The sequence below is a fragment of the Serratia sp. A07 genome, assembly GCF_058725505.1.
In genome coordinates this window covers 205648-232061 of sequence record NZ_JBZXDO010000002.1, presented here as the reverse complement: position 1 = coordinate 232061, position 26414 = coordinate 205648, and the positions used below count along the sequence as shown (strand labels likewise).

Annotated in this window: 28 protein-coding genes; 18 read left to right on the top strand and 10 right to left on the bottom strand. The window is 60.8% G+C overall.

What is annotated here, in order from left to right; all coding sequences use genetic code 11:
* Positions 1–64 precede the first annotated feature (64 nt).
* The 6 genes from ltnD to AC4PR2_RS03065 all read left to right on the top strand — a co-directional run bounded on the left by ltnD (position 65) and on the right by AC4PR2_RS03065 (position 5717).
* Positions 65–979: an L-threonate dehydrogenase gene (gene ltnD, locus AC4PR2_RS03090; protein WP_492174885.1), complete on the top strand. Its 915-nt coding sequence runs from the start codon at positions 65–67 to the stop codon at positions 977–979.
* On the top strand, positions 979–2238 hold the full coding sequence (gene otnK / locus AC4PR2_RS03085; RefSeq protein ID WP_492174884.1) for a 3-oxo-tetronate kinase: 1260 nt from the start codon (positions 979–981) through the stop codon (positions 2236–2238). The genes ltnD and otnK overlap by 1 nt, the downstream gene beginning before the upstream one ends.
* On the top strand, positions 2235–2867 hold the full coding sequence (otnC, locus tag AC4PR2_RS03080) for a 3-oxo-tetronate 4-phosphate decarboxylase (RefSeq protein WP_376788264.1): 633 nt from the start codon (positions 2235–2237) through the stop codon (positions 2865–2867). Before otnK ends, otnC begins: the two co-directional genes overlap by 4 nt.
* A gap of 3 nt (positions 2868–2870) precedes the next feature.
* The gene (gene otnI, locus AC4PR2_RS03075; RefSeq protein WP_492174883.1) at positions 2871–3647 is read left to right on the top strand and encodes a 2-oxo-tetronate isomerase; all 777 of its coding nucleotides are present in this window, start codon (positions 2871–2873) and stop codon (positions 3645–3647) included.
* A gap of 105 nt (positions 3648–3752) precedes the next feature.
* Positions 3753–5123, top strand: coding sequence for a GntP family transporter (locus AC4PR2_RS03070; protein WP_337046432.1), 1371 nt, complete (start codon positions 3753–3755; stop codon positions 5121–5123).
* A 63-nt stretch (positions 5124–5186) separates the two neighbouring features.
* Entirely contained in the window at positions 5187–5717 is a 531-nt protein-coding gene (locus AC4PR2_RS03065; protein WP_193158854.1) for a GNAT family N-acetyltransferase, read from the top strand.
* Between the two features lie 4 nt (positions 5718–5721).
* Here AC4PR2_RS03065 and AC4PR2_RS03060 read toward each other — a convergent pair whose 3' ends face one another.
* On the bottom strand, positions 5722–6594 hold the full coding sequence (locus AC4PR2_RS03060) for a LysR family transcriptional regulator (protein ID WP_213873095.1): 873 nt from the start codon (positions 6592–6594) through the stop codon (positions 5722–5724).
* 91 nt (positions 6595–6685) lie between these two features.
* Between AC4PR2_RS03060 and AC4PR2_RS03055 the strand changes: the two genes are divergently transcribed.
* On the top strand, positions 6686–7669 hold the full coding sequence (locus AC4PR2_RS03055) for a nitrilase family protein (RefSeq protein ID WP_047728214.1): 984 nt from the start codon (positions 6686–6688) through the stop codon (positions 7667–7669).
* A gap of 86 nt (positions 7670–7755) precedes the next feature.
* On the opposite strand, the gene ompX is transcribed toward AC4PR2_RS03055, so the two are convergent.
* Complete coding sequence (ompX, locus tag AC4PR2_RS03050) at positions 7756–8274, bottom strand: outer membrane protein OmpX (protein ID WP_019454480.1); 519 nt, start codon at positions 8272–8274, stop codon at positions 7756–7758.
* Positions 8275–8673: 399 nt separating this feature from the next.
* Here ompX and rhtA point away from each other — a divergent pair, with 399 nt between their 5' ends.
* Both rhtA and nanQ read left to right on the top strand, forming a co-directional pair.
* Entirely contained in the window at positions 8674–9561 is an 888-nt protein-coding gene (gene rhtA, locus AC4PR2_RS03045; RefSeq protein ID WP_038880488.1) for a threonine/homoserine exporter RhtA, read from the top strand.
* Between the two features lie 131 nt (positions 9562–9692).
* On the top strand, positions 9693–10160 hold the full coding sequence (gene nanQ / locus AC4PR2_RS03040; RefSeq protein WP_047728217.1) for an N-acetylneuraminate anomerase: 468 nt from the start codon (positions 9693–9695) through the stop codon (positions 10158–10160).
* On the opposite strand, the gene AC4PR2_RS03035 is transcribed toward nanQ, so the two are convergent.
* On the bottom strand, positions 10142–10687 hold the full coding sequence (locus tag AC4PR2_RS03035) for an AAA family ATPase (protein ID WP_060440402.1): 546 nt from the start codon (positions 10685–10687) through the stop codon (positions 10142–10144). The genes nanQ and AC4PR2_RS03035 overlap by 19 nt on opposite strands.
* Positions 10688–11054: 367 nt before the next feature.
* Between AC4PR2_RS03035 and dps the strand changes: the two genes are divergently transcribed.
* From dps to ybiO, 6 genes are all read left to right on the top strand, one after another.
* Positions 11055–11558: a DNA starvation/stationary phase protection protein Dps gene (dps, locus tag AC4PR2_RS03030; RefSeq protein WP_004939215.1), complete on the top strand. Its 504-nt coding sequence runs from the start codon at positions 11055–11057 to the stop codon at positions 11556–11558.
* A 140-nt stretch (positions 11559–11698) separates the two neighbouring features.
* On the top strand, positions 11699–11965 hold the full coding sequence (locus tag AC4PR2_RS03025) for a DksA/TraR family C4-type zinc finger protein (protein ID WP_038880495.1): 267 nt from the start codon (positions 11699–11701) through the stop codon (positions 11963–11965).
* Positions 11966–12303: 338 nt separating this feature from the next.
* Positions 12304–13047 carry a glutamine ABC transporter substrate-binding protein GlnH gene (gene glnH, locus AC4PR2_RS03020; protein ID WP_038880498.1) on the top strand — a complete coding sequence of 248 codons (744 nt, stop codon included), beginning with the start codon at positions 12304–12306 and terminating at the stop codon, positions 13045–13047.
* Between the two features lie 103 nt (positions 13048–13150).
* Positions 13151–13810, top strand: a complete 660-nt coding sequence (glnP, locus tag AC4PR2_RS03015; RefSeq protein ID WP_019454487.1) for a glutamine ABC transporter permease GlnP — start codon at positions 13151–13153, stop codon at positions 13808–13810.
* A complete protein-coding gene (gene glnQ, locus AC4PR2_RS03010; protein WP_004939230.1) occupies positions 13807–14529 on the top strand; it encodes a glutamine ABC transporter ATP-binding protein GlnQ in 723 nt (240 codons plus the stop codon). The genes glnP and glnQ overlap by 4 nt, the downstream gene beginning before the upstream one ends.
* A gap of 154 nt (positions 14530–14683) precedes the next feature.
* Positions 14684–16909 carry a mechanosensitive channel protein gene (gene ybiO, locus AC4PR2_RS03005; RefSeq protein ID WP_492174882.1) on the top strand — a complete coding sequence of 742 codons (2226 nt, stop codon included), beginning with the start codon at positions 14684–14686 and terminating at the stop codon, positions 16907–16909.
* Here the strand turns inward: ybiO and AC4PR2_RS03000 are convergent.
* The 5 genes from AC4PR2_RS03000 to rlmF all read right to left on the bottom strand — a co-directional run bounded on the left by AC4PR2_RS03000 (position 16906) and on the right by rlmF (position 21887).
* Complete coding sequence (locus AC4PR2_RS03000; protein ID WP_330113377.1) at positions 16906–17913, bottom strand: alpha/beta hydrolase family protein; 1008 nt, start codon at positions 17911–17913, stop codon at positions 16906–16908. The two genes, ybiO and AC4PR2_RS03000, sit on opposite strands and share 4 nt — an antisense overlap.
* A complete protein-coding gene (locus AC4PR2_RS02995) occupies positions 17901–18557 on the bottom strand; it encodes a GNAT family N-acetyltransferase (RefSeq protein ID WP_197801938.1) in 657 nt (218 codons plus the stop codon). The genes AC4PR2_RS03000 and AC4PR2_RS02995 overlap by 13 nt, the downstream gene beginning before the upstream one ends.
* An 11-nt stretch (positions 18558–18568) precedes the next feature.
* Positions 18569–19138, bottom strand: coding sequence for a TetR/AcrR family transcriptional regulator (locus AC4PR2_RS02990; RefSeq protein ID WP_330113376.1), 570 nt, complete (start codon positions 19136–19138; stop codon positions 18569–18571).
* Between the two features lie 183 nt (positions 19139–19321).
* Positions 19322–20626, bottom strand: a complete 1305-nt coding sequence (locus AC4PR2_RS02985) for a methyl-accepting chemotaxis protein (RefSeq protein WP_064290256.1) — start codon at positions 20624–20626, stop codon at positions 19322–19324.
* A gap of 295 nt (positions 20627–20921) precedes the next feature.
* Positions 20922–21887 (bottom strand): 23S rRNA (adenine(1618)-N(6))-methyltransferase RlmF, encoded by a 966-nt coding sequence (gene rlmF / locus AC4PR2_RS02980; protein ID WP_197801945.1) that lies wholly within the window; start codon positions 21885–21887, stop codon positions 20922–20924.
* A gap of 118 nt (positions 21888–22005) precedes the next feature.
* On the opposite strand from rlmF, the gene AC4PR2_RS02975 reads away from it, so the two are divergent.
* Together AC4PR2_RS02975 and bhsA are read left to right on the top strand one after the other, a co-directional pair.
* Entirely contained in the window at positions 22006–22635 is a 630-nt protein-coding gene (locus tag AC4PR2_RS02975) for a flavin reductase family protein (protein WP_197801947.1), read from the top strand.
* Positions 22636–22802: 167 nt separating this feature from the next.
* A complete protein-coding gene (bhsA, locus tag AC4PR2_RS02970; protein WP_197801949.1) occupies positions 22803–23063 on the top strand; it encodes a multiple stress resistance protein BhsA in 261 nt (86 codons plus the stop codon).
* A 68-nt stretch (positions 23064–23131) separates the two neighbouring features.
* Here bhsA and AC4PR2_RS02965 read toward each other — a convergent pair whose 3' ends face one another.
* On the bottom strand, positions 23132–23548 hold the full coding sequence (locus tag AC4PR2_RS02965; RefSeq protein ID WP_048795879.1) for a putative T6SS immunity periplasmic lipoprotein: 417 nt from the start codon (positions 23546–23548) through the stop codon (positions 23132–23134).
* A 276-nt stretch (positions 23549–23824) separates the two neighbouring features.
* On the opposite strand from AC4PR2_RS02965, the gene AC4PR2_RS02960 reads away from it, so the two are divergent.
* Positions 23825–24460 carry a carbonic anhydrase gene (locus AC4PR2_RS02960; protein WP_004939270.1) on the top strand — a complete coding sequence of 212 codons (636 nt, stop codon included), beginning with the start codon at positions 23825–23827 and terminating at the stop codon, positions 24458–24460.
* 66 nt (positions 24461–24526) lie between these two features.
* On the opposite strand, the gene AC4PR2_RS02955 is transcribed toward AC4PR2_RS02960, so the two are convergent.
* Positions 24527–26383: a M3 family metallopeptidase gene (locus AC4PR2_RS02955; protein ID WP_197801951.1), complete on the bottom strand. Its 1857-nt coding sequence runs from the start codon at positions 26381–26383 to the stop codon at positions 24527–24529.
* Between the last annotated feature and the right edge of the window lie 31 nt (positions 26384–26414).

The following is a 26414-nucleotide window of genomic DNA, read 5'->3' as shown; positions in this document are numbered from 1 at the left end:
GCCGCCAAGCGCTTACATTTAACACAACAAAACAAATTATCACTAAAATTAACAGGAGTGCAGTATGATACACCCAGGGAAATATGCCGTCTGCATCATTGGGCTGGGCGCGATGGGCATGGGCGCGGCGCGCTCGTGCCTCCGCGCCGGATTGACCACCTACGGGGCGGACCTGAATCCGCAGGCACTGGCGGTGCTGCAACAAGCCGGCGCGAAACAAACGGCGCCCAGCGCGCTCGACTTCGCGGCCGAGCTGGACGCCGTGCTACTGCTGGTGGTGAACGCCGCCCAGGTGAAGCAGATCCTGTTCGGCGAACAAGGTCTGGCGCCAAAGCTCAAGCCGGGCACCGCGGTGATGGTCTCTTCGACCATTTCCGCTGATGACGCCAAACAGATCGAGCAACGGCTGCTGGACTACGGGCTACCGATGCTGGACGCACCGGTTTCCGGCGGGGCGGCCAAGGCGGAGGAAGGCCAGATGACGGTGATGGCCGCCGGCGCCGACGCCACCTTCGAGCGCCTGCAACCCGTGCTGGACGCCATCGCCGGCAAGGTGTACCGCATCGGCGAGACGATCGGCCTGGGCGCGACGGTAAAAATCATCCACCAGCTGTTGGCTGGCGTACACATCGCCGCCGGAGCAGAGGCCATGGCGCTGGCCGCCCGCGCCGGCATCCCGCTGGACGTGATGTACGACGTGGTCACCCACGCCGCCGGCAACTCCTGGATGTTCGAAAACCGCATGCGTCACGTGGTCGACGGTGACTATGCGCCCAAGTCAGCTGTGGATATCTTCGTCAAGGATCTGGGGCTGGTGGCGGATACCGCCAAGGCGCTGCACTTCCCGCTGCCGCTGGCCTCCACCGCTTTCACCATGTTTACCGCCGCCAGCAACGCCGGTTACGGTAAAGAAGACGACAGTGCGGTGATCAAAATCTTTGCCGGCATCGATCTGCCGCAGAAAAAGGAGGCAATCTGATGCTGCTCGGCGTAATCGCAGATGACTTTACCGGCGCGACCGACATCGCCAGTTTTCTGGTGCAAAACGGCCTGCCGACGGTGCAGCTGAACGGCGTGCCGCAAGACGAAACGCAGGTAAACGCACAGGCGGTGGTCATTAGCCTGAAATCGCGCTCCTGCCCGGCAGAACAGGCGGTCGAACAGTCGTTGCAGGCGCTGGCCTGGTTGCAAAAACAGGGCTGCCGCCAGTTCTATTTCAAATACTGCTCCACTTTCGACAGCACCGCACAGGGCAATATCGGCCCGGTGACCGACGCCCTGCTCGCCGCACTGGGAGAGAATTTCACGGTTGTCTCACCGGCGTTGCCGGTAAACGGCCGCACGGTCTATCAGGGCTACCTGTTCGTCGGGGAGCAGCTGCTGTCTGAATCCGGCATGCGTCATCACCCGGTCACGCCGATGACCGAGAGCAACCTGCTGCGCCTGATGGAGTCCCAGGCCGCCGGGCGCTGCGGGCTGGTAACGGCGACGGAAATGGATCGCGGCGCCGAGGCGGTCAGCGAGAAACTGCGGCAATTGGCGCAGGACGGCGTGCGCTACGCAGTGCTGGATACGCTCAACGAACGGCATCTGCTCATCCAGGGTGAAGCGTTGAAAACGATGAAGCTGGTGACCGGCGGTTCGGGCCTGGCGATCGGCCTGGCGCGGCAATGGGCGCAGAACGGCGAACGTTCGGCCGAGGCGGCCGGTGCGCCGCAGGGGGAAAAAGCGGCGGTGCTGTCGGGCTCGTGTTCTGTGATGACCAACCGGCAGGTGGCGCACTATTGCGAACGCGCTTCGGCGCAGGCCATCGATATCGGCCGCTGCCTCGAGCCACAGGCGCGCACCGCCTACGCCGCCGAGTTGGCGTATTGGGCGCAGCGCCACGCCGGGGAGGCGCTTGCCCCGCTGATCTACGCCACCGCAGCGCCGGAAGCGCTGCAGCAAACGCAACGGCAGTACGGTAGCGCCGCCAGCGAGGCGGTGGAGGCGTTGTTCGCCGAGCTGGTGGTGCAGCTGTGCCAGTTGGGATTCAGCCGCTTTATTGTCGCCGGCGGCGAAACCTCCGGCGTGGTCACGCAGGCGCTGGGCATTCGCGGCTTCCATATAGGCCCCAGCATTTCCCCCGGCGTTCCCTGGGTGCGCGCCAACGACCGGGCCATTTCACTGGCATTGAAGTCAGGCAATTTTGGCGATGAAGCCTTCTTCACGCGCGCGCAAACGGAGTTTCCAGTATGACCATGACCATCGAGCAGCAGGCGCGAGAAGAGATGGTGCGCCTGGGCGCTTCGTTTTTCCAACGCGGTTACGCCACCGGCTCTGCCGGCAACCTCTCGCTGTTGCTGCCGGACGGCGCGCTGTTGGCGACGCCGACCGGCTCCTGTCTCGGCGAGCTGCAGGCCGATCGCCTGTCTAAAGTGAGCCTGAACGGCGACTGGCTCTCCGGCGACAAACCGTCGAAAGAGATCAGCTTTCACCGAGCGCTGTATCTGAACAATCCTGAATGCAAAGCGGTGGTGCACTTGCATTGCACCTACCTCACGGCGCTCTCTTGCCTGCAGGGGCTGGACGTCGACAACGCTATCAAACCGTTCACCCCCTATGTGGTGATGCGCGTCGGCAAGGTGCCGGTGGTGCCCTACTACCGCCCCGGCGACGAAAGGCTGGCGCAGGATCTGGCCCGCCTGGCGCCCACCCACCGCGCTTTTTTGCTGGCCAACCACGGGCCGGTGGTGACCGGTAAAGACCTGCGAGCGGCGGCGGACAATGCCGAAGAGATGGAAGATGCGGCGCGGCTGATCTTCACCCTCGGCGATCGTCCTATCCGCTATTTGACCGATGATGAAATTGCCGAATTACGGAGCTGAACCATGCCTAAATTTGCCGCCAATTTATCGATGATGTTTAACGAAGTGCCGTTCCTCGAGCGCTTCGCCGCCGCTGCCGCACAGGGCTTCAGCGCGGTGGAATTCCTGTTCCCTTACGACTATCCCGCCGAGCTGTTGGCCGAAAAGCTGCGCGAACACGGCCTGCAACAGGTGCTGTTCAACACCGCGCCCGGCGATGCCGCCGCCGGCGAATGGGGACTGGCGGCGCTGCCGGGCCGCGTGCAGGACGCGCGCGCCGATATCGACCGCGCGCTGGCCTACGCCATCGCCCTTTCCTGCCCCTGCGTGCACCTGATGGCCGGCGTAGTGCCCGCAGGCGCGGATCGGCAGCGTTATCTCGACACCTTTATCGCCAATGCGCGCTATGCCGCCGACGCCTTCGCCCCGTACGGCGTCAAGGTGCTGCTCGAAGCGCTCAGCCCGCCGGTCAAGCCCGACTACCTGTTTGCCAGTCAACACCAGGTGGCGGAAACCGTGGCGGCGATCGAGAGACCGAACGTGTTTATTCAGTTCGACTTTTTCCACGCGCAGTTAGTGGACGGCAATATCAGCGGGTTGCTGGAGACGCTGGCCGGACGCTACGCGCATATCCAGATAGCCTCCGTGCCGGATCGCCATGAGCCGGACGAGGGCGAACTGAATTATCCATGGCTGTTCGACAGGCTGGATGCGCTCGGCTATCCGGGTTGGATAGGTTGCGAATACCGGCCGCGCGGCGACACCGCCGCCGGGCTCGGCTGGCTGAAGCCTTACCGCTAACGCTGCCGCTAACACCAGGAAATCGATTTTATAACAATGAAACGCACCCGTATCGCCACGCGGCGATCGCGGTGCCCAACGCTTACCCAACGAAAGGCTTTTTTCATGTCTACCTCTCTGCTGTTGCTGATTGCCGTACTCGGCGTGGTGCTGCTGTTATTGATGGTCATCAAGGCGAAGGTGCAGCCCTTCGTCGCGCTGTTGGTGGTCAGTCTGCTGGTGGCGTTGGCCAGCGGCATTCCGACCGGCGAAGTGATGAAAGTGATGACCGCCGGGATGGGCGGCGTACTTGGTTCGGTGACCATTATCATCGGTCTGGGCGCGATGCTTGGCCGCATGATCGAACACTCGGGCGGCGCCGAGTCGCTGGCGCAACGCTTCAGCCAGGGCCTGGGGCCGAAACATACCGTCGCCGCACTGACCCTCGCCGCATTCATTCTCGGCGTTCCTGTGTTCTTCGACGTCGGGTTTATCATTCTGGCGCCGATTATCTATGGCTTCGCCAAGGTCGCCAAAGTGTCGCCGCTGAAGTTCGGCCTGCCGATGGCCGGCGTGATGTTGACGGTGCACGTCGCGCTGCCGCCGCACCCCGGCCCGGTCGCCGCCGCCGGTTTGCTCAACGCCGACATCGGTTGGCTGACCATCATCGGCCTCGCAATCTGTATTCCGGTCGGCGCGATCGGCTATTTCGCCGCCAACTACCTCAACCGCAAAACCTATCCGTTATCGATAGAGGTGCTGGAACAACTGCAGCTGGCGGCGCCGGAGCCGCGGCCGGAAGATCACGCGCCGCTCAGCGATCGCATCAACCCGCCCGGCGCCGGCCTGGTGGCGGCGCTGATCGTCATCCCGATCGCCATCATCATGCTCGGCACCGTCTCCGCCACGCTGTTGCCGGCAGGCTCGGCGCTGCGCGATACGCTGTCGCTGCTGGGGTCGCCGGCGGTGGCGCTGATGATAGCCCTGCTGCTGGCCTTCTACTTCCTGGCACTGCGCCGCGGCTGGAGTCTGCAACACGCCAGCGACGTGATGGGCGCCGCGCTGCCGACCGCCGCGGTGGTGATCCTGGTGACCGGCGCGGGCGGCGTGTTCGGCAAGGTGTTGGTGGAATCCGGCGTCGGCAAGGCGCTGGCGGAAGTGCTGACGGCCATCGGCCTGCCGCTGGTGCCCGCCGCGTTTATCATTTCTCTGGCGCTGCGCGCTTCGCAGGGGTCCGCCACCGTGGCGATCCTGACCACCGGCGGCCTGTTGTCGGAAGCGGTCAGCGGGTTGAATCAGCTGCAGCTGGTGCTGGTGACGCTGGCGACCTGTTTCGGCGGACTGGGGCTTTCCCACGTCAACGACTCCGGTTTTTGGATCGTCACGCGCTATCTGGGGCTGTCGGTGGCCGATGGCCTGAAGACCTGGACGGTGCTGACCACCCTGCTCGGCCTGAGCGGCTTTCTGTTCACCTGGCTGTTGTGGCTGGCGGTGTGATTTCTCTGGCATACTGAACGCCGTTGTTTTTCATCGCCTTTCACCCTGTGCAGGAGCAGCAACATGACCGTAATCAACACCGCGCCAACGCTTATCACCGAACGCCTGCGGCTGGACGCGCACACGCTGGACGACTTCGAGTCGCTGGCCGCACTGTGGGCCGATCCGCAGGTGGTGCGCTACATCGGCGGCACGCCGCGCGACCGGGAAGACTCCTGGGGGCGCCTGATGCGCTACGTCGGCCACTGGGCGCTGTTGGGATACGGGTATTGGGCGGTGCGTGACAAACTGAGCGGCGAGTACCTCGGCAGCATCGGCTTTTCCAACTTCCTGCGCGACATCACCCCGGCGCTCGACGCACCGGAAATGGGCTGGACGCTGGTGAGCTCGGCGCAGGGCAAAGGCTACGCCACCGAGGCACTGCGGGCGGCGCTGGCCTGGGGTAAAACGCACCTGCCGGGCGAGAAAACCGTCTGCATCATCTCGCCGGAAAACCAGGCTTCGCTGGGGCTGGCGAAAAAGGTCGGTTTCTGCGAAAGCCACCGCAGCGAGTATCACCAGAGCCCGATCGTCGTGATGCATTGCCCGCTCTGAAAGTCTAAGCGCGTTGCACCGCCAACGCCGTCTGAATGAAGTTGTCCCGCAGCGCGTCCGCGCGCTGCGGATCCCAGGCGATACCGACCTGCCACTCCGTCTCTTCGCCGCTCAGCGGCAGAATGTCGATGCCAACCGGCGCGATGTGCGTGATGCTGTGCGGCAGCAGCGCGACGCCAACGCCGGCGGCGACCAGCGCCAGCAGCGTCTGGATATCGCCGGCCTGCTGCACCACGTTCGGCGTCAACCGGTGAGCAGCGATAAACCGCAGCGACTGATCGCTCAGCCCGCGCCCGCGTTTCGGCGTCAGCTGCAACAGCGGCAGCTGATTGAAACGCGCCATCAGGTCGTCGGCCCGCAGCGCCAGCGCGCCCGGCGCGGCCAGCACCAGCCGGTCGCTCAGCAATGCCACGCCGCACAGCGGCGTAGTGACCGGTAAGCGCACGAACCCCGCCTGCAACTCGCCCTGCAGCAACAGCTGATACTGCCGCTCCGACGGCATGTCCTCCAGCCCAATGACCACCTCGGGAAAACGCTGGCGAAAGGCGGCCACCAGCTGCGGCGCCAGATGAAAACTGGAGAGGCCAAATCCCAGCGCCAGCCGCCCCGCTTCCCCGAGCGCTACCCACCGGGCGCGCCGCTGAAACTGCTGGTACTGTTCCACCAGCGCCTGCGCCTCCGGGTAGAGCCGCTGTCCACCGGCGGTGAGCACCGCCCCCTGTCGGCCACGCTCGAACAGCCGAACGCCGAGCTGGGTTTCCAGCGCTTGAATCTGCTTGCTCAGCGCCGGTTGGCTGATGCACAGCAGGCTCGCCGCCTGCCGATAGTTGCCCTGTTCGGCCAGCGCCACCAGGGCGCGCAGTTGTTTTATATCCATTCCATCAGGTTATCGAATAGGGAATTTAATTGATTATACAGTAATCAATCCACCTGCTGTAATCAACGCAGACCCCAACCGGAGAGACACCATGACCCCTTCACTTCGCGCCGCCACGGTGCAATTCCAGCATCGCGCCAACGATAAGAATTACAACCTGTCGACCATGGAACGCTTTATCACGGAGGCGGCCGAGCAGCAGATACAGCTGCTGGCCTTCCCGGAAATGTGCATCACCGGCTATTGGCACGTGCGCCATCTGTCCGACGCCGAGGTGCGCGCGCTGGCGGAGCCGATCGCGAGCAGCCCTTCTCTGGCGCGCATTCGCCCGCTGGCGGAGCGTTACAACATGGCGATCGGCGTCGGGCTGATCGAGCTGGGCGACGACGGCCGTTGCTACAACGCCTATGCCGTTTGTCTGCCGGACGGCGAGCTGCATGTGCACCGTAAACTGCACGCCTTCGAACACCCGGCTATCGCCAGCGGCGACCGCTACACGGTGTTCGATACCCCCTGGGGCGTGCGCGTGGGCGTCTTGATCTGCTGGGACAACAATCTGGTGGAGAATGTGCGCGCCACGGCGCTGCTGGGTGCGGAGGTGTTGATCGCCCCGCACCAGACCGGCGGCACCCATTCGCGCAGCCCGCACGGCATGAAGCCGATCCCGCAGGCGCTGTGGCAACGGCGTGCGGAAGATCCGCAGGCGATAGAAGCCGCCTTTCGCGGCGAACACGGCCGCGGCTGGCTGATGCGCTGGCTACCGTCGCGCGCTCACGACAACGGGCTGTTCTTGCTGTTCAGCAACGGCGTGGGCCGCGATGACGATGAGATACGCACCGGCAACGCGATGATCCTCGATCCTTACGGCCGCATCGTGGCAGAGACCTGGGCGGCGGAAGACCGGATGGTCAGCGCCGAACTCGATCTGACGCTGATCCCGCTCAGCACCGGCCGACGCTGGATTTACGGACGCCGCCCCGAGCTGTACGGGCTATTGACCGAACCACAAGGCTATGAGCGCGATGCCCGCAGCGCACGCTTTTCAACGCAGCCGACGGGGCGCGGCGGCCGATAACAGATAAAAAAAATCCGCCCGAAGGCGGATTTTTTATCGGTGCGGCAAAATCTGCCGCAGGTTCATGCCCGCAGGCACGAACACACTTAGAAGCGGTAGCCTACGCCAACGTTCCAGGTGCCAACGTCAACGCTACGAATGCGGTTCTGCTCGTAACCGACATCCAGGGCAACGTTCTCGATTGGGTTGAACTGCAGACCGGCACCGTAGGTGAAGCCGTAGTCAGCGGTGTCGTGACGAGAAGTACCGTTCTGAGCGTTGGTAGTGAATTTACCGTAACCCAGGCCAACCAGACCGTAGATGCTCGCCCAGTCATTGATGCGGTATGCTGGACCGGCAGAGATAGAGTTGTACTGAGCTTTGTTGTAGAAACCGTCCTGAGAACCGTCCTTTTCCAGGTGGGTAAAGGAACCGATTACGCCCAGTGGGTTGTTGTCGAACTCGTAACGGTATTTCAGGTTGAAACCGTCGGCCTTGTTAGCAACGCCTTGGAAATCACCCTGCGCATAGCCAGCGGATACGGTGCTCTGACCAGCGAATGCGGTACCTGCGCTAACTGCTAATACGCAAGCTGCTACTGCGGAAAGACATGCAATTTTTTTCATAACCACCTCAAACGCGTTTTATTATTAAGTACATCCATTTGTTCATGCTTTGAAAATATAACAAAAATTAGCGTGAAACTCTGCCTTGAAATGAGTGTCTAATGCTTTATATCGTGTAACAGAAGATTTCAAGAACAGTGTATCTTCTTCTTTTCGCTCTATTTTCGGCCGTATTCTACGGCTTTCTGTGACAAAAATCACCTATTTAATATCCAGATAATTCTTAAGAAAAAGCGCACTTTTTGACCAAATCCGCCACATCTCATCCGAGGATCGGCGGATTTCACCGCGATGCGCGCTTTTCTCAGACAGATTTTCGCATTTCATTTACACTGCTCGCATCCCCGTTTCGACCGTTTTCTCAAGGCTGAGGAACGGCGCATAAAAGGCCCGTTAAGGATGTCGTTACCTACTTCCGGCAGAGCGCCCTCCGCGCTGCTGCCTATCTGTCTGTTAATCATCGCCATGGTGTCTATCCAGAGCGGTGCCTCGTTGGCCAAAAGCCTGTTCCCGATCGTGGGCGCGGAAGGCATCACCACGCTGCGCCTTTTCATCGGCACCCTGATTTTGTTCATCATCTTCCGCCCGTGGCGCATGCGCCTCGCCGCCGGCAGCCGCTTGCCGCTGCTGATTTACGGCCTGTCGCTCGGCGCGATGAACTACCTGTTCTACCTGTCGCTACGCACCGTGCCGCTCGGCATCGCCGTGGCGCTGGAGTTTACCGGCCCGCTGGCGGTGGCCATGTTCTCCTCGCGGCGGCCGATCGACTTCCTCTGGGTGGCATTGGCGATCGCCGGGCTGTGGTTCCTGCTGCCGCTCGGCCACGGCGTGGGGGGGATCGATCCGTTCGGTGCCGCCTGCGCGCTCGGCGCCGGCGCCTGCTGGGCGGTCTATATCATCTTCGGCCAGAAGGCCGGCGGCGATCACGGCCCCGGCACGGTGGCACTCGGTTCGCTGATCGCCGCGCTGGTGTTCTGCCCGATCGGCGCCTGGCAAACCGGCAGCGTGCTGTTCAACCTCGATATTCTGCCGGTGGCGCTGGCGGTAGCGATCCTCTCCACCGCGCTGCCTTATTCACTGGAGATCATCGCGCTGCCCAAAATCCCGGCGCGCACCTTCGGCACCTTAATGAGCCTGGAACCGGCCATGGCGGCGCTGTCCGGCATGCTGTTCCTCGGCGAACACCTGAGCGGCGTGCAATGGCTGGCGCTGGCGGCCATCATCGCCGCCTCCATGGGCTCAGCCCTGACCATCCGCCCTAAACCGCGCCTCGAAAGCCTTTCCTGATCGCTAACCCGCCTGCCGACCGCAACGCCGGAATGCAGGCGGGTTAACTGTTTTCCTCGTGACAAGTCGGCATACTTCCCCTTAGCCTGTACCGCAGGCACTTTGGACTTTCGCTCACATGGAGAATAACAGTGATTCACAACAGCCTGTTCAACCCACGCTTCGGCCGCGGACTCGCGCCGGCGCTGGTTTCAACCCTGACCGAGTTGCGTCGATGCGACCTGCCCGAACTGGCCCCGGGCCATCATCCGATCGACGGCGATAACATCTTTATGGATGTCATGACGCTGACCACTACGCCGGCGGCGCAGAAGCGCGCCGAGATGCATCAGGAGTACATCGCGCTCCATCTGCTGATCAGCGGTGAAGAGCGCATCGAATACGGTCTGGCGGGCGACGGGCATCGCGAACAGCCCCACGCAGAAAATAGCGACCTTCTGCTGCTGGACATCAAACGCCATCCGCAAACGCTGCACATGACGCACGGCATGTTCGCGATCTTTTTCCAAATGGAGCCGCACAAAACCGGCTGCCTGTGGCAGCGGCCGCAGCACATCAAGAAAGCAGTGGTGAGGATCCATCACCGCCTGCTGCTGTGACCCTGCGGCAACGCCCGTAAAAAATCGGCGGCCTGGCGGGGAGAGCGCAAGCGTATGAAGCAGCGCCCGGCGCCGGCCATTTCCGCCAGGTATTTTCGCCGATTTTTGGCGTAGGTGCGGATCGTCCAAAGTACGATCGACTCGCGGCTGAAGAAAGAACGGCGAAAACTTTCCCGGTTGCCGGTGCCCGGCCACAGCTCACGTTTGCTGGCCGCGCGTCGGCACGCGCGGCGCACGGCTTGCCACAGCGTGCGCCCAAAACCGTAGTCCAGCCACAGGATATAGTCGACCTCGCGCCACTTGATCGGCTGCGTGCGGCTGTAGTTGCCGTCCAGCACCCAGCCTTCGCCCGCTTCGGCCAGCGTCTGCTCAAGCCGCGCCAGGAATGCATCATCGGGCGTTCCCTGCCACTCGGGCCGCCAATAGAGCCTGTCCATCTCGATATAGGGCACGTCAAGCCGTTCTGCCAGTTGACGCGCCAGGGTGCTTTTACCGCTGCCGCTGGTGCCGACGACGTTAATTTTCATCACTCGCCACTCATAGAGAGGGGATAATCTCCCTACTGTAACTGCATCAATTACGGCTATCAATCTGAATAGGCTTAAAATTAACACCGCGATAACAAAGTGGATATTCTTCTGAGGCCGGCATGCTCAATGAAAATAAAATAACAGGGATAAACCGTCACTGCGGTAAATAATAAATCTGCAACAAAAAATAAAACAACCAATAAAAATCAATTTCATTAATCAAAAACAAAAGCCACATTAAAATATTGCCATTAGGCTAATCCTATTTGTGCAATAGCCATTTTCGTACGGCAAAAATAAATACCCCTGCTATAATTGATCCCGTAACGAAATAGGACAACGACTAATCAAGAGGATATCTGATATGAGTACCGCTAAACTGGTGAAAACGAAATCTTCTGATCTGCTGTATACCCGTAACGATCTGGACGAAAAAGTCAAACTAGCCGCCATCAAGGCGCTGAACCATCAGGTCGTGCAATTTATCGATCTTTCGCTGATCACCAAACAGGCGCACTGGAACATGCGCGGCGCGAACTTCATCGCGGTCCATGAAATGCTGGACGGCTTCCGCACCGCCATCATCGAGCATCAGGACACCTTCGCCGAGCGCGTGGTGCAGTTGGGCGGCGTCGCACTGGGCACCGTACAGGTGGTCAACGATCGCACACCGCTGAAAAGCTATCCGACCAATATCCACAGCGTGCAGGAGCACCTGAAGGCGCTGGCCGATCGCTACGGCGCGGTAGCGAATGACATCCGCAAGGCGATTACCGAAGTGGAAGACGAAGACACCGCCGACATGTTCACCGCCGCCTCGCGCGATCTGGACAAGTTCCTGTGGTTTATCGAATCCAATATCGAATAACGCGAAAGCGTTGCAGAGCGCCCGTCGTTCCGGGCAGAACAGGCTGGGCTTTGCCCGGCCTGTTTTCTTTTGCGCGACCGTTGCATTGTACAAAAAACGGCCCATATTAAACGGTAAGGTTCCCTTGTCAGGAGGTAATGATGGCCAGCGGCTGGGCGGCGGACGGCGCCGTACAAGATCAGATTGATTCCACCGTCGACGATGCGGTGCAGCGCGCGCGTGAAGCGCTCGGGCACGGCGAGAGCGAACGCTATTGCCAGGAATGCGGAGAGGCGATCCCCGAGGCGCGCCGCAAGGCGTTAACGGGCGTGCGTTTTTGCCTCGCCTGCCAGACCGAACAAGACAAAAAACACGCGGCCGCCAGCCTGTACAATCGGCGCGGCAGCAAAGACAGCCAGTTGCGCTAGCATTATCTGCTCCCCCTTTTGCACCCTCGCGGCCCCGCTTGCACCGTCAGTGCATCATGAAAGTTAGAGTTAGTTATCAATATTGAAGCAAAAACGTTAAAGAACGGTTGTTTCACAGCCAAAATTTGGTTAATGATAGCCCCGTGCACCAAGATAATTCTTACGCACCATTTTGGTGCCTCACCTTGGTGCACAACCATAACAATTCGCCTTTCCGGCACAACATCACGCACTAACTCTTTGTTTTTATAGTAGTTGAAAACATGGCACGATTTTTTCATGGCACCAACTGCAATATAAAAAATGGGTAATCCGCAACCTGTACAGGAATTCCTCTCATGAAGTCGATTTTTAAAGTCTCCCTGGCCGCACTCTCTCTGGCCTTTGCCGTAAGTTCCCACGCAGCAGACAAACTGGTGGTCGCCACCGACACCGCTTTCGTTCCTTTTGAGTTCAAACAAGGCGACAAATACGTCGGCTTCGACATCGACCTGTGGGCCGCCGTCGCCAAAGAGCTGAAGCTGGACTACACCCTGAAACCGATGGACTTCGGCGGCATCATTCCGGCGCTGCAGACCAAAAACGTCGACCTGGCGCTGGCCGGCATCACCATCACCGATGAGCGCAAAAAAGCCATCGACTTCTCCGACGGCTACTACAAGAGCGGCCTGCTGGTGATGGTCAACGCCGACAACAACAGCGTGAAAAGCATCGACGATCTGAACGGCAAAGTGGTGGCGGTGAAGAGCGGCACCGGCTCGGTGGATTACGCCAAGCAGCACATCAAAACCAAGGATCTGCGCCAGTTCCCTAACATCGACAACGCCTACATGGAACTGGGCACCAAGCGCGCCGATGCGGTGCTGCACGACACGCCAAACATCCTATACTTCATTAAGACGGCCGGCGCCGGCAAGTTCAAAACCGTAGGCGATTCGCTGGAAGCACAGCAGTATGGCATCGCCTTCCCTAAAGGCAGCGACGAGCTGCGCGAGAAGGTGAACGGTGCGCTGAAAACCCTGCGCGCGAACGGCACCTATAACGAGATCTACAAGAAGTGGTTCGGCACCGAACCTAAGTAAGCTGTGAATTTGGCAAGCTATTAACTTAAGCACAGGGGGTCGCTTAACCCCCTGCGCTTCGTTGTATCTGATACCCACGTTTGGGATCACCGGGAGAAATATCATGCAGTTCGACTGGAGCGCCATCTGGCCCGCCATTCCTATCTTGTTAGAGGGCGCCAAAATGACCCTGTGGATTTCGGTCCTCGGTCTGATTGGCGGCCTGATCATCGGCCTCGTCGCCGGCTTTGCCCGTACCTACGGCGGTTGGATCGCCAACCACATCGCGTTGGTGTTTATCGAAGTAATTCGCGGCACGCCGATCGTGGTACAGGTGATGTTCATCTACTTCGCCCTGCCGATGGCATTTAGCGACTTGCGCATCGATCCGTTCACCGCGGCGGTGGTGACCATCATGATCAACTCCGGCGCCTACATCGCGGAAATCACCCGCGGCGCGGTGCTGTCGATTCATAACGGTTTCCGCGAGGCCGGCCTGGCGCTCGGCCTGTCGCGCCGCGAAACCATCCGCTACGTCATTATGCCGCTGGCGCTGCGCCGCATGCTGCCGCCGCTGGGCAACCAGTGGATCATCAGCATCAAAGACACCTCGCTGTTCATCGTGATCGGCGTGGCGGAGCTGACCCGTCAGGGTCAGGAAATTATTGCCGGTAACTTCCGCGCGCTGGAAATCTGGAGCGCCGTGGCGGTTATCTATCTGATTATTACCCTGGTGCTGAGCTTCGTGCTGCGTCGTCTGGAAAGAAGGATGAAAATCCTGTGATTGAATTTAAAAACGTCTCCAAGCATTTTGGCCAAACCCAGGTGCTGCACAACATCGATTTGAAGATCGACAAAGGCGAAGTGGTGGTGATCATCGGGCCGTCGGGCTCCGGTAAATCCACCCTGCTGCGCTGCATCAACAAGTTGGAAGAAGTCACCAGCGGCGATCTGATCGTCGACGGCCTGAAAGCCAACGATCCGAAAGTTGACGATCGGTTGATCCGCCAGGAAGCCGGCATGGTGTTCCAGCAGTTCTACCTGTTCCCGCACCTGACGGCGCTGGAAAACGTCGCCTTCGGCCCGATCCGCGTGCGCGGCGCGAAGAAGTCCGATGCGGAAAAGCTGGCGCGCGAGCTGCTGGCCAAGGTCGGTCTGGCGGAGCGTGCCCACCACTACCCGTCCGAACTGTCGGGCGGCCAGCAGCAACGCGTGGCCATTGCGCGCGCGCTGGCGGTGAAGCCGAAAATGATGCTGTTCGACGAGCCGACCTCCGCGCTCGATCCGGAGCTGCGCCATGAAGTGCTGAAGGTAATGCAGGATCTGGCCGAGGAAGGCATGACGATGGTCATCGTCACCCACGAAGTCGGCTTTGCCGAAAAAGTGGCGTCGCGCCTGATCTTTATCGATAAGGGCCGGATTGCCGAAGATGGCAACCCGCACGATCTGATCAACCATCCGCCAAGCCCGCGTCTGCAGGAATTCCTGCAGCACGTGTCCTGATCCCGGCGGTTTAACGGCGGGCGCGCCACGCGCCCGCCGCTTTCATTCCGCACGCTCTCCCACGCCCCAGCGCGCCATCTTTCCTACTATATTGATTGTTTTTCATCGTATTGCTTTTACATCCGCCGATCACAGAACGCCAAAGAGAGGAACAATGCCGCCAAACGCAGACTCCCGACGAGGTTCTCATCTGCGAGAACACCTGCTTTTCCTGCTGCTGTTGCTGACCCTGAACGTCTTCGCACCACCGGCCCTGGCGCAAAACGCACCGCCCGCGCCCACCGACAAAAGCGATCAGCAGAAAGCCGCCTACGCCGCGCTGGCCGATCTGCTGCAGGACGACAAAGCGCGCGCGGAACTCATCAACCACCTGAAACAGGCCGCCGGCGACGCCCCCGCCACCGCCCCGGCAACGCCGGTGGAATCAACGCCGGCGACGCTGAGCGACAGCCTGAACTCGCTGGCGCAGGAAGGCATCGGCACCTTTAACCAGAAGCTCGGCGCGCTGCAAAAGCTGATCGATTCCGGCCCGAAGCGCGTTTTCAATCCCGCCGGCTTTTTCCGCGCGCTGGGCTACTTTCTGCTGACGGTGGCGGTCACCTTTGCGCTGTTCCACCTGATCCGGCGGCTGATCGCGCCGCTGTACAAGCGCATGGGCAGTTGGGGGCACAACGCCCGGCTGCAGCGCGGCCCGTGGTATAAACGCCCCGCCGCCATTCTCGGCGCTTTCGCCGTCGATCTGCTGGTGCTGCTGCTGGCGCTGGCGGCGGGCAACCTGTTCGCCCGCCACGTCCACGCCGACAGCGCCACCATTCTGCGGCTGCAGACCCTGTTTCTCAGCGCCTTCGCGGTGATTGAGTTCTTCAAGGCGGTGCTGCGGCTGATTTTTGCCCCCAACTTCGACTACCTGCGCCCCTTCCCCTTCAGCGACCCGAGCGCGCGCTACTGGAACACGCGTCTCGCCTGGCTCAGCGGGCTGATCGGCTACGGCCTGATGGTGGTGGTGCCGGTGGTGGCGGTGCAGATCAGCTACCCGGCAGCCGCCGCCGTCAACCTGGTGGTCATGCTGGCGCTGACGCTGTATGCCATCTGGCTGATCCTGCACAACCGCAAGCCGATACAGCAACAGATCAACCTGCTGGCCGAACGGTCGATGGCGTTTTTCAGCGTGATCCTGCGCGGCCTGGGGCATATCTGGCATCTGCTGGCGATCGCCTATTTTCTGGTGTTGTTCGTGCTGTCCCAGTTCGACATCGGCAACAGCCTGCGCTTTATGATGAGCGCCACGGTGAAAAGCCTGCTGGTAGTCGGCGTCGGCGCTCTGCTGTCCGGCATGCTGACCCGCTGGATTTTCCGCCGCATTTCGCTGCCGACCGACGTCAATCTGCGCTATCCGATGCTTGAGCGGCGCATCAACGCCTATATTCCTAACGGGTTGAAGATACTGCGGGTGATGGTGGTGCTGGCGGTGACGCTGTTCCTGCTTGACGCCTGGCACCTGATTAATCTGTACCAGTGGGCAGGCAGCGAAAATGGCCAGCGGACGCTCGGCGGGCTGGTGCATATCCTGCTGATCCTGCTGATCGCCGTCTTCAGCTGGACGCTGATGGCCAGCATCATCGAGCACCGCCTGGCGTTGGAGCTCAGCAACGGCGTGCGGCCGAGCGCGCGCGAACGCACGCTGCTGACGCTGTTTCGCAACGTGCTGGCTATCGTTATCAGCACCATTACCGTGATGATCGTGCTGTCGCAGGTCGGGCTGAACATCGCGCCGCTGCTGGCGGGCGCCGGCGCGCTGGGGCTGGCTATCAGCTTCGGCGCCCAGACGCTGGTGAAAGACGTGATTACCGGCGTGTTCATCCAGTTCGAAAACGGCATGAACACCGGCGAATACGTCACCGTCAGCGGCATCACCGGCACCGTGGAGCGCATGACCATTCGCTCGATCGGCCTGCGCGACGACTACGGCGTCTACCACATCGTGCCGTACTCCTCGATCACTACGCTGGCCAACTATGCGCGTGAGTTCGGGGTGTATCGCGCCAACTACACCGTCAGCCGCGACGAGGATATCGATCGGGTCAATGAGGTGCTGCATCAGGCCGTCGCGGCGCTGAAGCAAGATGAACAGGTGAAGCATTTCCTGATTGGCGAGCCGGTCTTCAACGGCGTGGTGGCGCTGGGCGACCGCTCGTTCACCACCCGCGTGACGGTGCGCACGCAGGCGCTGAAACAGTGGGTGGTGCAATACGCCCTCGATCGGCTGGTGAAAATCCATTTCGATCGGGCCGGCATCGGCATGCCTCAGCAGGCGATGCAGATCTCCCGCGCGCCGCAGCCACACGAAGAACAGGCACCGCCCGCGGCTCCCGGCGGTTAGCGCCCGCGCCCGCAGGGCTGAGCGGCCAGGAAGGCCGCCACGTCCTGTCGGTAGGCGTCGTATTGCACCGAGCGCGGCGCAAACAGGCCTACCACGTTGATCAGCCACGGATGGCGGGCGAACAGCGGTTTGATCATCACGTGGTCGGCTTCGTCGATGCGCGTCACCGTCAGCAGCGAGGCCGGGATCGTTTGCCGATACACGCGCTCGGTTTCGTCCGCGTCCACGTTGACGTCGCGCCCGCCCAGGATCAGGTGCACCGGCGTGTTGAAATGCCGCAATCCCGCCGTCGCGTCGCTGGCCATGTTGGCGCGGATAAAGCGCCAGCGGTCGGCGCTCAATGCGGCGGAGCCATACTCGCGGCGGTACTGCGCGTAGCCGTCCGGTTGCTCGAGCAGCGTCTGGATATGGCGCCAGTGCGCTTCGCGCGCCTGGATTTTCGCTTCATCTTCCCCCGCCGCCGCCATCGCCGCGCGGGTGTTGTAACGCCCCTGCCGCAGCCAGTTGATCGCCGGCGCCAGCGCCAGCGTGAAGGCGATATCGGGGCGTAAACGCGCCACCTCCGGCATCACCCACCCCGCCTGGCTGGTGCCCCATAGCCCCACGCAGCGCGCATCGAAGCGCCCGTCTCGCCGGGCCCAGTCGATGATATCGGCGGTTTCCCGCGCACGATCCGCCATGGTCTGATGCAGCCAGTTGCCGCCCGAGCCGCCAACGCCCGGCTTATCGAAGGATAAACCCGCGTAGCCCTGCTGCGCCATCGCCTCCCAAATGCCGAAATAGCCTTCGTCGCGGCTGGCGTTAGCCGGCCCATCGCCGTGCACGAACACCACAACGCCGGGCTTGACCGGCGCATGCTGCGGCAACACCAGCGTGCCGGTCAGCCGGTTGCCGCCGGCGATCACCGTGATCGGTTCGGTGACGAAGCGAAAGTCGTTGACGAAAATGACCCACCCGAGCGCCAGCAGAAACAGCACCACACTGCACAGTCCTATTTTGCGCACGTCGCCTCCCCGCAGAGTCTCTCCATCAACACCCAGTCGGCCTGACCGAACAGCCATCCCAACGCAGCGTAATGCTCTTCTCGCCGCACCTGAAAACCACAGCGCCGATACAGGCGCAGCGCATCCACGTTGCGCCGGCTGACGTGCAGGCTCAGGCGCCGCCCCGAACCCTGCCCGGCAGCGTAGTCTTTCATCCACTGCAGCAGCCGCTTGCCCACCCCTTTGCCGCGCTGATTCTCGGCCACCGCCAGGTAAGAGAGATACAGTTCATCGGCCGCCGGGGTGTGCCGCAACACCGCCATTTGCAGATACATGCGCCAAACGTTCAGCCAACCATAGCGGCGGCACAGCCGCCAAATCGGCAAAGTGCGCGGACGCCACCCGGCGTTGTTCTCGCCAGCGGCCGCATTGAGGGCAAAGGCCGCATTGAGGGCAAAGGCCGCCACCACCTGTTCATCCTGCTTCACCACGAAGCTGTGCTCCCGGCTGCCGCCTTGCTTCCAACGCCACAGCCGATAGAACAGACGCCACTGAAGGCGGGGGCTCAGACGGCGCGCGCGCTGGAACTTGTCGCAGAACGCAGCGTAGATCAGCGCCGCCGTTTGCAGGCGGTCAGCATCGTGGTACGGCTCAATGTGCAGCATATCCACCTCGACTAGGGATGCCGGTAGAGCAGCTGTTCCAACAGCCGCACCGGCGCGGTCTCCTCCGGCGCGGACGACGCAAAGATCGCCTGCCGCCAGGCCTGACTTTCGATCACGTCCAACACCAGCTGCGCAAGCGGTAACGGCGCTATCGCCGGTGCAATCTCACCGGTTTGCTGAGCCTCGGCGATAACCGTCGCCAGCGCCTCAATCAGCTGCCGCTGGTTAGCGCCGAACGGCTCGGCCAACGCCGGGTTGCGCGCCACCTCCGCCACGATCTCCGCCGACAACTGCACATTGGCCGGCTCAGCGACAAAAGCGTGATAGGCGGTAAAAAAGGCCGACAGAGCCTGCTTCGGCCGCTTTCTGTCGGCCCACAATCCGGCGGCAAACTCGGTGAATACGCCGTTTTCCAGCAGCGCAATCTCGCCGATCAACGCCTCCTTGCCGGTAAAGTGGTTATAGAGGTTGCCGACGCTGACGCCCGCCGTCTGCGCGATATCCCGCATGCTGGTCTGGTGAAATCCCTTATGGGTAAAGCTGTGCAGCGCGGCCTCGACAATCTTTTCTCGGTTTCCCATCGGCAACTCCCGAAACGGTGAAGGGGGGCGCCTGGCGCCATCGAATAAATATTAATGAACGAACGTTCGTTCACATTTAAGGATAGCATAGGCCGGTAAAATTGAACCGCGGCTCAACGGCGTGTGAATCGGCGGGAAGATAAAAATGCCGCCCCCGTTTTCGGCGGGCGGCGTGGTGAAAACTCAGTGCAGCGCGTCGCCCTGCTTCACCGACGTAAACGCCTGCATCAGTTTCACGACGTCGTGCATGCCGATGTTGACCTGGTTGATCACTTCCCCGGCATCGTGGGTCAGCGCCACGCCGCCGCCGGCCTGCTCTACGCAGGTTGCCATGCCGGCAATCGCCGCCGCCACGCCTTGCTGAATGGACTTGGTCATGCGTTCGATCTCGGTCGCCGCCTTGCGCGACTGTTCCGCCAGCGTGCGCACTTCGTTGGCGACCACCGCAAAACCGCGCCCGTGCTCACCGGCATGGGCGGCTTCGATCGAGGCGTTAATCGCCAGCAGGTTGGTTTGGGAGGCGATTTTACGAATGGCTTCGACGATGGTGCCGATCTGCTGAGAACACTTACCGAGCTCGGTGACCACGTCCGAGGTTTCGCGCGCCGCCGCTTCGACCTGCTGCATGCCTTTCACCGCCTGCTGCACGATGATCGCGCCCTGCGCCGCCTGCCGATCGGTATCGAGCGACAGATGATGCGCGTTGCGCACCATCTCTTCTTCATGCTGCTGCTGTTGCATCAGCCGGGTGATGTCCTGGGCAATCTTCACCACTTTCACCACCTGGCCTTCGTTGTCGAGGATCGGGTTATAGCTGGCCTCCAGCCATACCCGTTCGCCGCGCCGGTTGAGACGCTCAAAACGCCCGGTAATGAACTCGCCGCGCGCCAGGCGCTGCCAATGCCGCCGATAATCGTCGGAAGCGGCGAACTCCGGCGGGCACAGCACCGCATGCGACTGCCCGCACGCCTCTTCCAGCCGATAGCCCATCAGCGCCAGCATATTGTCGTTGGCGCTGACAATGGTGCCCTGCGGCGTGAAAGCGATCATCGCCATCGAGCGATTCAGCGCCGCCAGCAGGCTGCGGTGTTCCTGCGCCTGAGTCACTCGCTCGGTCACCTCGCTGGCGATCTTGACGATTTCCACCACCTTACCCTGTTTATTCAGCACCGGCGCGTAGGTGCCCTGCAGCCATACCGCCTCGCCGTTTTTCGCGATGCGTTTTATGGTGTCCGTGATGGGTTGCCCCTTATTCAGCGTCTCCCAATGCTTACGATATAACGGGCTAGCGACATAGTTCGGATCGCAGAAAATACGGTGATGCCGGCCAATCACGTCATCGCGTTGAAATCCCAGCGTGCTGAGGAAAAGATCGTTGGCGCGCAAGACCGTGCCGTCGGGTGAGAAGACGATCATCGGAACGGCGTGTTCTATCGCGCTCAGCTCGGCGCCTTTGTGGGTAGTTAACTGACTGAATCGTAACAGCATAAGGTGTAGTCCTTGTGGCAGATGATGGCGCTTTTCTTATTTTTGCCTGGCCACATGCCGCGCCCACACGCAGACGTGCCATCGCGGAAGGAACGGGCAGCGCCGTTCCTTCTGGTTATTGCTATTAACCGGATTAAATTTATTTATTCAGTAAAGTAATTATTAGAATTTAAATAAACTAACAGCCTAAGATTTTTATTACTAAACCCGTATTGAGAATAACGTAAGTGATGAAAATTGAAAGGTAAAATGCGGATTTTTGTCGGCGCCGGCAGGATAACCGGCGCCGGAAGGGTTAGCGCCAGCGTTCGGCTGCCCAGACGGCCTGTTGCTCGGCGTTGTGGAAGGTCCAGGCGACGAAGCGGCTGATCTTCTGCCCTTGCGCCATCTCGATGGTGCGTACCTCGGCCGCGCCCGCCACGTTCAGCGCATGGTAGATGGCCGGCAGCGTGGTGTTTTTCGAGATGAGTGAGGTAAACCACAGGCAGTGGTTGGCCTTGCCGACGCTCTCTTCCACCATCTTGCGCACGAAGGCCTCTTCGCCGCCTTCGCACCACAGCTCGTTGTTCTTGCCGCCGAAGTTTTGCACCGGCTTGGCGGCCACTTCCCCTTTGCCCAATTTATGCAGCTTGCGGCGGGTGCTGGCGCGCGCTTCCTGCTCGGACGCATGGAACGGCGGGTTGCACAGGGTGGCGTCGAATTTCTCGGCCGCGCCGATGATGCCGCTAAAAATCAGCTCAGGCTGTTTTTGCAGCCGCAGACGCACGCTGTTACGCAGCGTCGGGTTCATCTCGACGATCATCTTGGCCGAGTTGAGCGACACCGGATCGATTTCAGACCCGGTGAAACGCCAGCCGTATTCGCGCAGGCCGACTATCGGGTAGATGCAGTTGGCGCCGACGCCGACGTCGAGGATCGCCACACCCTTGCCGCGCGGGATCTCACCGCCGTTGCTGGTCGCCAGCAGATCCGCCAGGTGGTGCAGATAATCGGCGCGGCCGGGGATCGGCGGGCACAGGTAGTCCGCCGGAATATCCCAGTGTTCAATGCCGTAAAAGTGTTGCAACAACGCACGGTTGAGCATTTTCACCGCCGCCGGATCGGCGAAGTCCACCGAGACATCGCCCCAGGCGTTCGGCTTCACGAACGGCGCCAGCGCCGGGCAGCTGGCGATCAGCGCCGGGAAGTCGTAGCGCGAACGATGACGGTTGCGCGGATGCAGGCCGCTTTTCTGCTGCGGGAAGGTTTTCTTTTTTTCCACCGTGACGGGCTCTCTTGAAGGTATTTCCGACGCGTAAGATAACACATCCGGCCCGCAATGGCGCAGCGGCGGGAAACCCGGCACAATGAAAGCTTCATCGATTGCCACAGGGTCCCCCATGAGCCGTGAATCTCGTTATTATTATGAACCCGCCGCCGGCCACGGCCTGCCGCACGATCCGCTGAACGCCATCGTCGGCCCGCGCCCCATCGGCTGGATCTCTTCCCGCAGCGCCGCCGGCTTGCGCAATCTGGCGCCCTACAGCTTTTTCAACTGCTTCAACTATCGTCCGCCCATCATCGGTTTCGCCAGCACCGGCTGGAAAGACAGCGTGGCAAATATCGTGGAAATCGGCGAGTTCGTTTGGAATCTGGCGACGCGCCCGCTGGCGGAAGCGATGAACAACAGCGCCATCAACCTGCCGCGCGGCGAGGATGAATTCGCCTTCGCCGGCGTCACGCCGCTGCCCGGACGCCGGGTCAAAGCCGAGCGCGTGGCCGAAAGCCCGGTGAACTTCGAATGCCGCCTGACCCAGTGCATTCAGCTGCAAACCGCCGCCGGTGAACAGGTGGAAACCTGGCTGGTATTGGGCGAGGTGGTGGCGGTGCACCTCGATCCGGCGCTGCTGGACGAACACGGCGTCTACCAGACCGCCGCCGCCGAACCTATCCTGCGCGCCGGCGGCCCGACCGCCTACTATGGCATTTCCGAACAGCACCGTTTCGATCTGGCACGCCCAACGCGCTGATCGTCTCCCCCGTTTAGGCAGAAGATGAACGGGGGAATATACAATCAAAAAATCTGAACAAAACCATCAATACTCTCCGATTTCATCCCGCCTGTCACTGCGCAATAATCTTCCCATCGAAAGGCAACCCCCTTTCTCCCTAATTCACTTTGACAGGAATGACGAACATGAAAACCATCAAAACTTTTGCTGCTGCTATCGCCCTGGCCACCGTTTCTTTCACTACTTTCGCCGCTGAGCACGTCAGCGCCCAGGATGCCGCCCAATTCGAAAAAGCCGGCGTGATCGTCGCCAGCGGTGCGACCGACCTGAGCAGCCTGAAGTCGCAGCTGGCCGCCAAAACCGATGCGGCAGGCGCCAAGGCCTTCACCATCACCTCCACCAGCGGTAACAACCTGATGCACGCCACCGCGGTTATCTACAAATAATCACCGCCCCAGACGTCAAAAAGCCCGCCGGCTATCACCCCGGCGGGCTTTTTTTATGTTCGCGTACGTCAGCGCTGAATGGGTACGACAGCGAGTTTATTACCATCCGCTTTATCAGCAACCACTGTAAATTCAGTCCAATATTTGCGCGGCGCCTCATTTGACGCATTGCCGACCGTCGCAATCTCAACCGAATAGCTATGCCCAATCTGGAACCCGCCGAAAGCCTCCGTCAGGCATTCGCCTGGCATGACCGCTATCGGTTGCTGACCTGGCGCAACCGAAGTGGACCATTCCGCCTTCCCGCCGGCCCCCGGTTGATAAATTCCGATGCCCACCAGCTCGCGTTTTCCGGCAATATCGTCCGGCACGCTAACGCATACGCGATTATTTTTAACGCTGACGTTTGCCGGATAGAACCAGGGACGCTCCTGCACACAGCCGCTCAGTAATACCAGCGCCAATAAAAAAGTCAGTTTTTTCATTTCATTGCCTTAGGGTTACGCGGCTCTTGGATGAACAACCGTAACACGGTTTCATCGTTAGCGCCGAACAGGCAAGACAGCGAGTTTCTTACTGTCCGCTTCTTCAGCACCCTACGCGTAAACGAACCGGACAATGCTGCCGAAAACGGGTAGAAACCCCGTATTTAATGGGGTTTGCAGGGGGGATGAGCACACATTTTTTTACCACCCCATTGCTGGACTAACGGGAGAGGATGATTATCATGTTACGCAGACTACAGATGCAGAGAGCGTTGTATGCAACATATTATTGAAGGTTTCCTCAGTTTCCAGAAAGAGATTTTCCCGCAGCGTAAGGAACTCTTTCGCAGCCTGGCCTCCAGCCAAAATCCTAAAGCGCTGTTTATCTCCTGTTCTGACAGCCGCCTGGTGCCCGAGCTGGTGACGCAGCAAGAGCCTGGGCAACTGTTCGTTATCCGCAACGCCGGTAACATCGTCCCTTCCTTTGGCCCGGAGCCGGGTGGGGTTTCTGCGACTATCGAATACGCGGTGGTGGCGCTGGGCGTGACTGATATCGTGATTTGTGGCCACTCGAACTGTGGCGCCATGAAGGCTATCGCGTCCTGTCAATGCCTCGACCCTATGCCTGCCGTTGCCCACTGGCTGCACTACGCGGATGCGGCCAAAGCGGTGGTCGAGAAGAAAACCTGGAATAGCGAAACAGACAAAGTTAACGCTATGGTTGAAGAGAACGTCATAGCTCAGCTAAATAATATCAAAACCCACCCTTCTGTTGCGGTGGGTCTGCGCAACAGCGGGCTGCGCCTGCACGGCTGGGTGTACGACATCGAAAGCGGCGAAATTCGTACGCTGGATAGAAACACCAAGAGCTTCGTGTCCCTGGCCGATAATCCCGACGTCTATTTCGAATAAAATAACGTCCGGTTTTAACCATTAAATAAAATCCACGCGGCCGCGTGGATTTTTTTATTGTTAGCCTTAAACCAAGCGTGCCTCTATCGCCGCGGCGAAGTCGCGGCACATCCGTTCGTCACCGTCGGCGTTATCCGCCAATACCGTCTCGCCGTCCACCACCCGAATGTGCGCCTCCAAATCGAAATCCGCCGGCGGCTGCGGGCGCGCGGCGGCGGCGGCCATGGTCTGCTGCGCCTCGCGCCACGCCTGCGCCACCGTCTGGTTACAGGCCTGCGCCAGAGAGTCCGGGTTGAACCCTTCGCCGGTCAGGCTGCGCAGCGTGTCGTCATGGCTGACGCTGTTGCCCGGCAACCAGTAGTGTTGCGCCAGATCCGGGCCAATGGCCGGGTTGTCCGTCAGGTAACCGTCGCGCTGCAGGAAGAACTGGCGGGTTTGTTCCACCGCCATCATCGCCAGCAGATAGCCCTGGTAAGAGCAGGCGGACTCCAGCGACAGCAGATGCGGGATCGCCAGCGTCGGGCGCGGGCTGCCGCTGATGCCGAGGATCTTTTGCTCGACCTCGCGCGCCAGCGCGGTGATGGCTTCCGGCGTGCGCTGCTCATCATCCCATTGATACAGCGCCCACTCGAAGTACGGCACCAGCAGGATATGGCGTTCGTTAAACGCGCGCATCGGCTGGCGCGCCGCGATGCCGGCTTCGATCAGCGCATCGGGCACCGCTTCGCCGGCGGCGTTTTTCGCATAGCGTTTCAGCCAGTCGGCGTCGTCCAGCAGGCTGTCGCAGAACATCGACTGGGTTTCGGCATAGGCCATCGAGGTCGGTGGGAACTCCTGCGAGAAGCACGGCGCATTCTGGCGAATGTTGGCGAAATGCGCCGCGTGGCCGCCCTCGTGGAACAGGGTGTTGAGCCCGTAAGCGCCGCTGCCTACCTGCCCCGGCTGCGCCAGGCTGGTGAAGTTGATGCGCGCCGGCACCCATTCCCCTTGGCGCACAAACGGCGGCACCGGGCCGTGCATAAAGCCGTTCTCATACTTGCCTTTGCGCACCAGCAGATCGAGGTTCATCTCGGCGCCGCCAAAGCCGATGTGCAGGCGTTTGAAGCTGTCGACCCAGCGTTCCAGCGAACGAGAAAACGGGAAGTAAGGATCCAGTTGACGGGTGACGTCGCCGGCGCTGGCGAAGCGCACGTTCCACGGCTCCAGCGCCTGGCTGCCCTTGTCGGCCGCCAGCTGTTGCAGGCTGCACGCGTTGGCCTCGCGGGTTTCCCGCTCGAAGCGATCCAGAATGGCGAACAGCTGCTCCGGCGTCATGCGCTCGGTTTTGTTCACCTTGTAGTCGAAATAGTTGCGATAACCCATCTGGCGCGCAAAGCGGTTGCGCAGGCCAATCAGCTCCGGCAGGCCGTTATGCAGCAGCCATTGCTCCAGGTCGCGCAGCGCCTGCTGCGAGCTGCGGCGGTAGTCTTCGTTCGGGTTGGTCGCCTGGTTGGTCAACAGTTCGCCGAGCGAGGCTGCCACCCGCTGGCCCTCGGCGTTCAGATGCGTGACCTGATAGCCCTTGCGGCGCGAGTAGAGATCGGATTCGGCGTGGATGATCTGATCCAACAACGCCTGCGCCTGCGGATCTTCAATGGCGTTACAGTCGAAGAAACGCAGCCAGCCTTGCAGGCCGTGGATCAGCGCATCGCGCTGCGCCTCCTGCGGCAGCGTTTCCAATCCGGCCAGCAGAGTGCGGATCTCCGCCAACCGGCGCGGTTCGGCGATAAAGCGCTTATAGGCGCTTTCCGCGGCGGAAAAGCGCGCCGACACGTCTTCACCGCCGGTGCCCATGTAGTTTTGCCAGAACAGCTCTTCTTTGGCGCGGTGTACGTCGAGGTAATCCTGGTTCAATTGATTGAAGTAATCGAGAGCCTGTTGCATAACCGTCCTTCTCAGCCGATGAGGAAATATC

Bases quoted from the DNA above. Each gene is read 5' to 3' on its own strand.
- ltnD (WP_492174885.1), top strand. From the start codon at position 65: ATGATACACCCAGGGAAATATGCCGTCTGCATCATTGGGCTGGGCGCG.
- otnK (WP_492174884.1), top strand. From the start codon at position 979: ATGCTGCTCGGCGTAATCGCAGATGACTTTACCGGCGCGACCGACATC.
- otnC (WP_376788264.1), top strand. From the start codon at position 2,235: ATGACCATGACCATCGAGCAGCAGGCGCGAGAAGAGATGGTGCGCCTG.
- otnI (WP_492174883.1), top strand. From the start codon at position 2,871: ATGCCTAAATTTGCCGCCAATTTATCGATGATGTTTAACGAAGTGCCG.
- AC4PR2_RS03070 (WP_337046432.1), top strand. From the start codon at position 3,753: ATGTCTACCTCTCTGCTGTTGCTGATTGCCGTACTCGGCGTGGTGCTG.
- AC4PR2_RS03065 (WP_193158854.1), top strand. From the start codon at position 5,187: ATGACCGTAATCAACACCGCGCCAACGCTTATCACCGAACGCCTGCGG.
- AC4PR2_RS03060 (WP_213873095.1), bottom strand. From the start codon at position 6,594: ATGGATATAAAACAACTGCGCGCCCTGGTGGCGCTGGCCGAACAGGGC.
- AC4PR2_RS03055 (WP_047728214.1), top strand. From the start codon at position 6,686: ATGACCCCTTCACTTCGCGCCGCCACGGTGCAATTCCAGCATCGCGCC.
- ompX (WP_019454480.1), bottom strand. From the start codon at position 8,274: ATGAAAAAAATTGCATGTCTTTCCGCAGTAGCAGCTTGCGTATTAGCA.
- rhtA (WP_038880488.1), top strand. From the start codon at position 8,674: ATGTCGTTACCTACTTCCGGCAGAGCGCCCTCCGCGCTGCTGCCTATC.
- AC4PR2_RS03035 (WP_060440402.1), bottom strand. From the start codon at position 10,687: ATGAAAATTAACGTCGTCGGCACCAGCGGCAGCGGTAAAAGCACCCTG.
- dps (WP_004939215.1), top strand. From the start codon at position 11,055: ATGAGTACCGCTAAACTGGTGAAAACGAAATCTTCTGATCTGCTGTAT.
- AC4PR2_RS03025 (WP_038880495.1), top strand. From the start codon at position 11,699: ATGGCCAGCGGCTGGGCGGCGGACGGCGCCGTACAAGATCAGATTGAT.
- glnH (WP_038880498.1), top strand. From the start codon at position 12,304: ATGAAGTCGATTTTTAAAGTCTCCCTGGCCGCACTCTCTCTGGCCTTT.
- glnP (WP_019454487.1), top strand. From the start codon at position 13,151: ATGCAGTTCGACTGGAGCGCCATCTGGCCCGCCATTCCTATCTTGTTA.
- ybiO (WP_492174882.1), top strand. From the start codon at position 14,684: ATGCCGCCAAACGCAGACTCCCGACGAGGTTCTCATCTGCGAGAACAC.
- AC4PR2_RS02995 (WP_197801938.1), bottom strand. From the start codon at position 18,557: ATGCTGCACATTGAGCCGTACCACGATGCTGACCGCCTGCAAACGGCG.
- AC4PR2_RS02990 (WP_330113376.1), bottom strand. From the start codon at position 19,138: ATGGGAAACCGAGAAAAGATTGTCGAGGCCGCGCTGCACAGCTTTACC.
- AC4PR2_RS02985 (WP_064290256.1), bottom strand. From the start codon at position 20,626: ATGCTGTTACGATTCAGTCAGTTAACTACCCACAAAGGCGCCGAGCTG.
- AC4PR2_RS02975 (WP_197801947.1), top strand. From the start codon at position 22,006: ATGAGCCGTGAATCTCGTTATTATTATGAACCCGCCGCCGGCCACGGC.
- bhsA (WP_197801949.1), top strand. From the start codon at position 22,803: ATGAAAACCATCAAAACTTTTGCTGCTGCTATCGCCCTGGCCACCGTT.
- AC4PR2_RS02965 (WP_048795879.1), bottom strand. From the start codon at position 23,548: ATGAAAAAACTGACTTTTTTATTGGCGCTGGTATTACTGAGCGGCTGT.
- AC4PR2_RS02960 (WP_004939270.1), top strand. From the start codon at position 23,825: ATGCAACATATTATTGAAGGTTTCCTCAGTTTCCAGAAAGAGATTTTC.
- AC4PR2_RS02955 (WP_197801951.1), bottom strand. From the start codon at position 26,383: ATGCAACAGGCTCTCGATTACTTCAATCAATTGAACCAGGATTACCTC.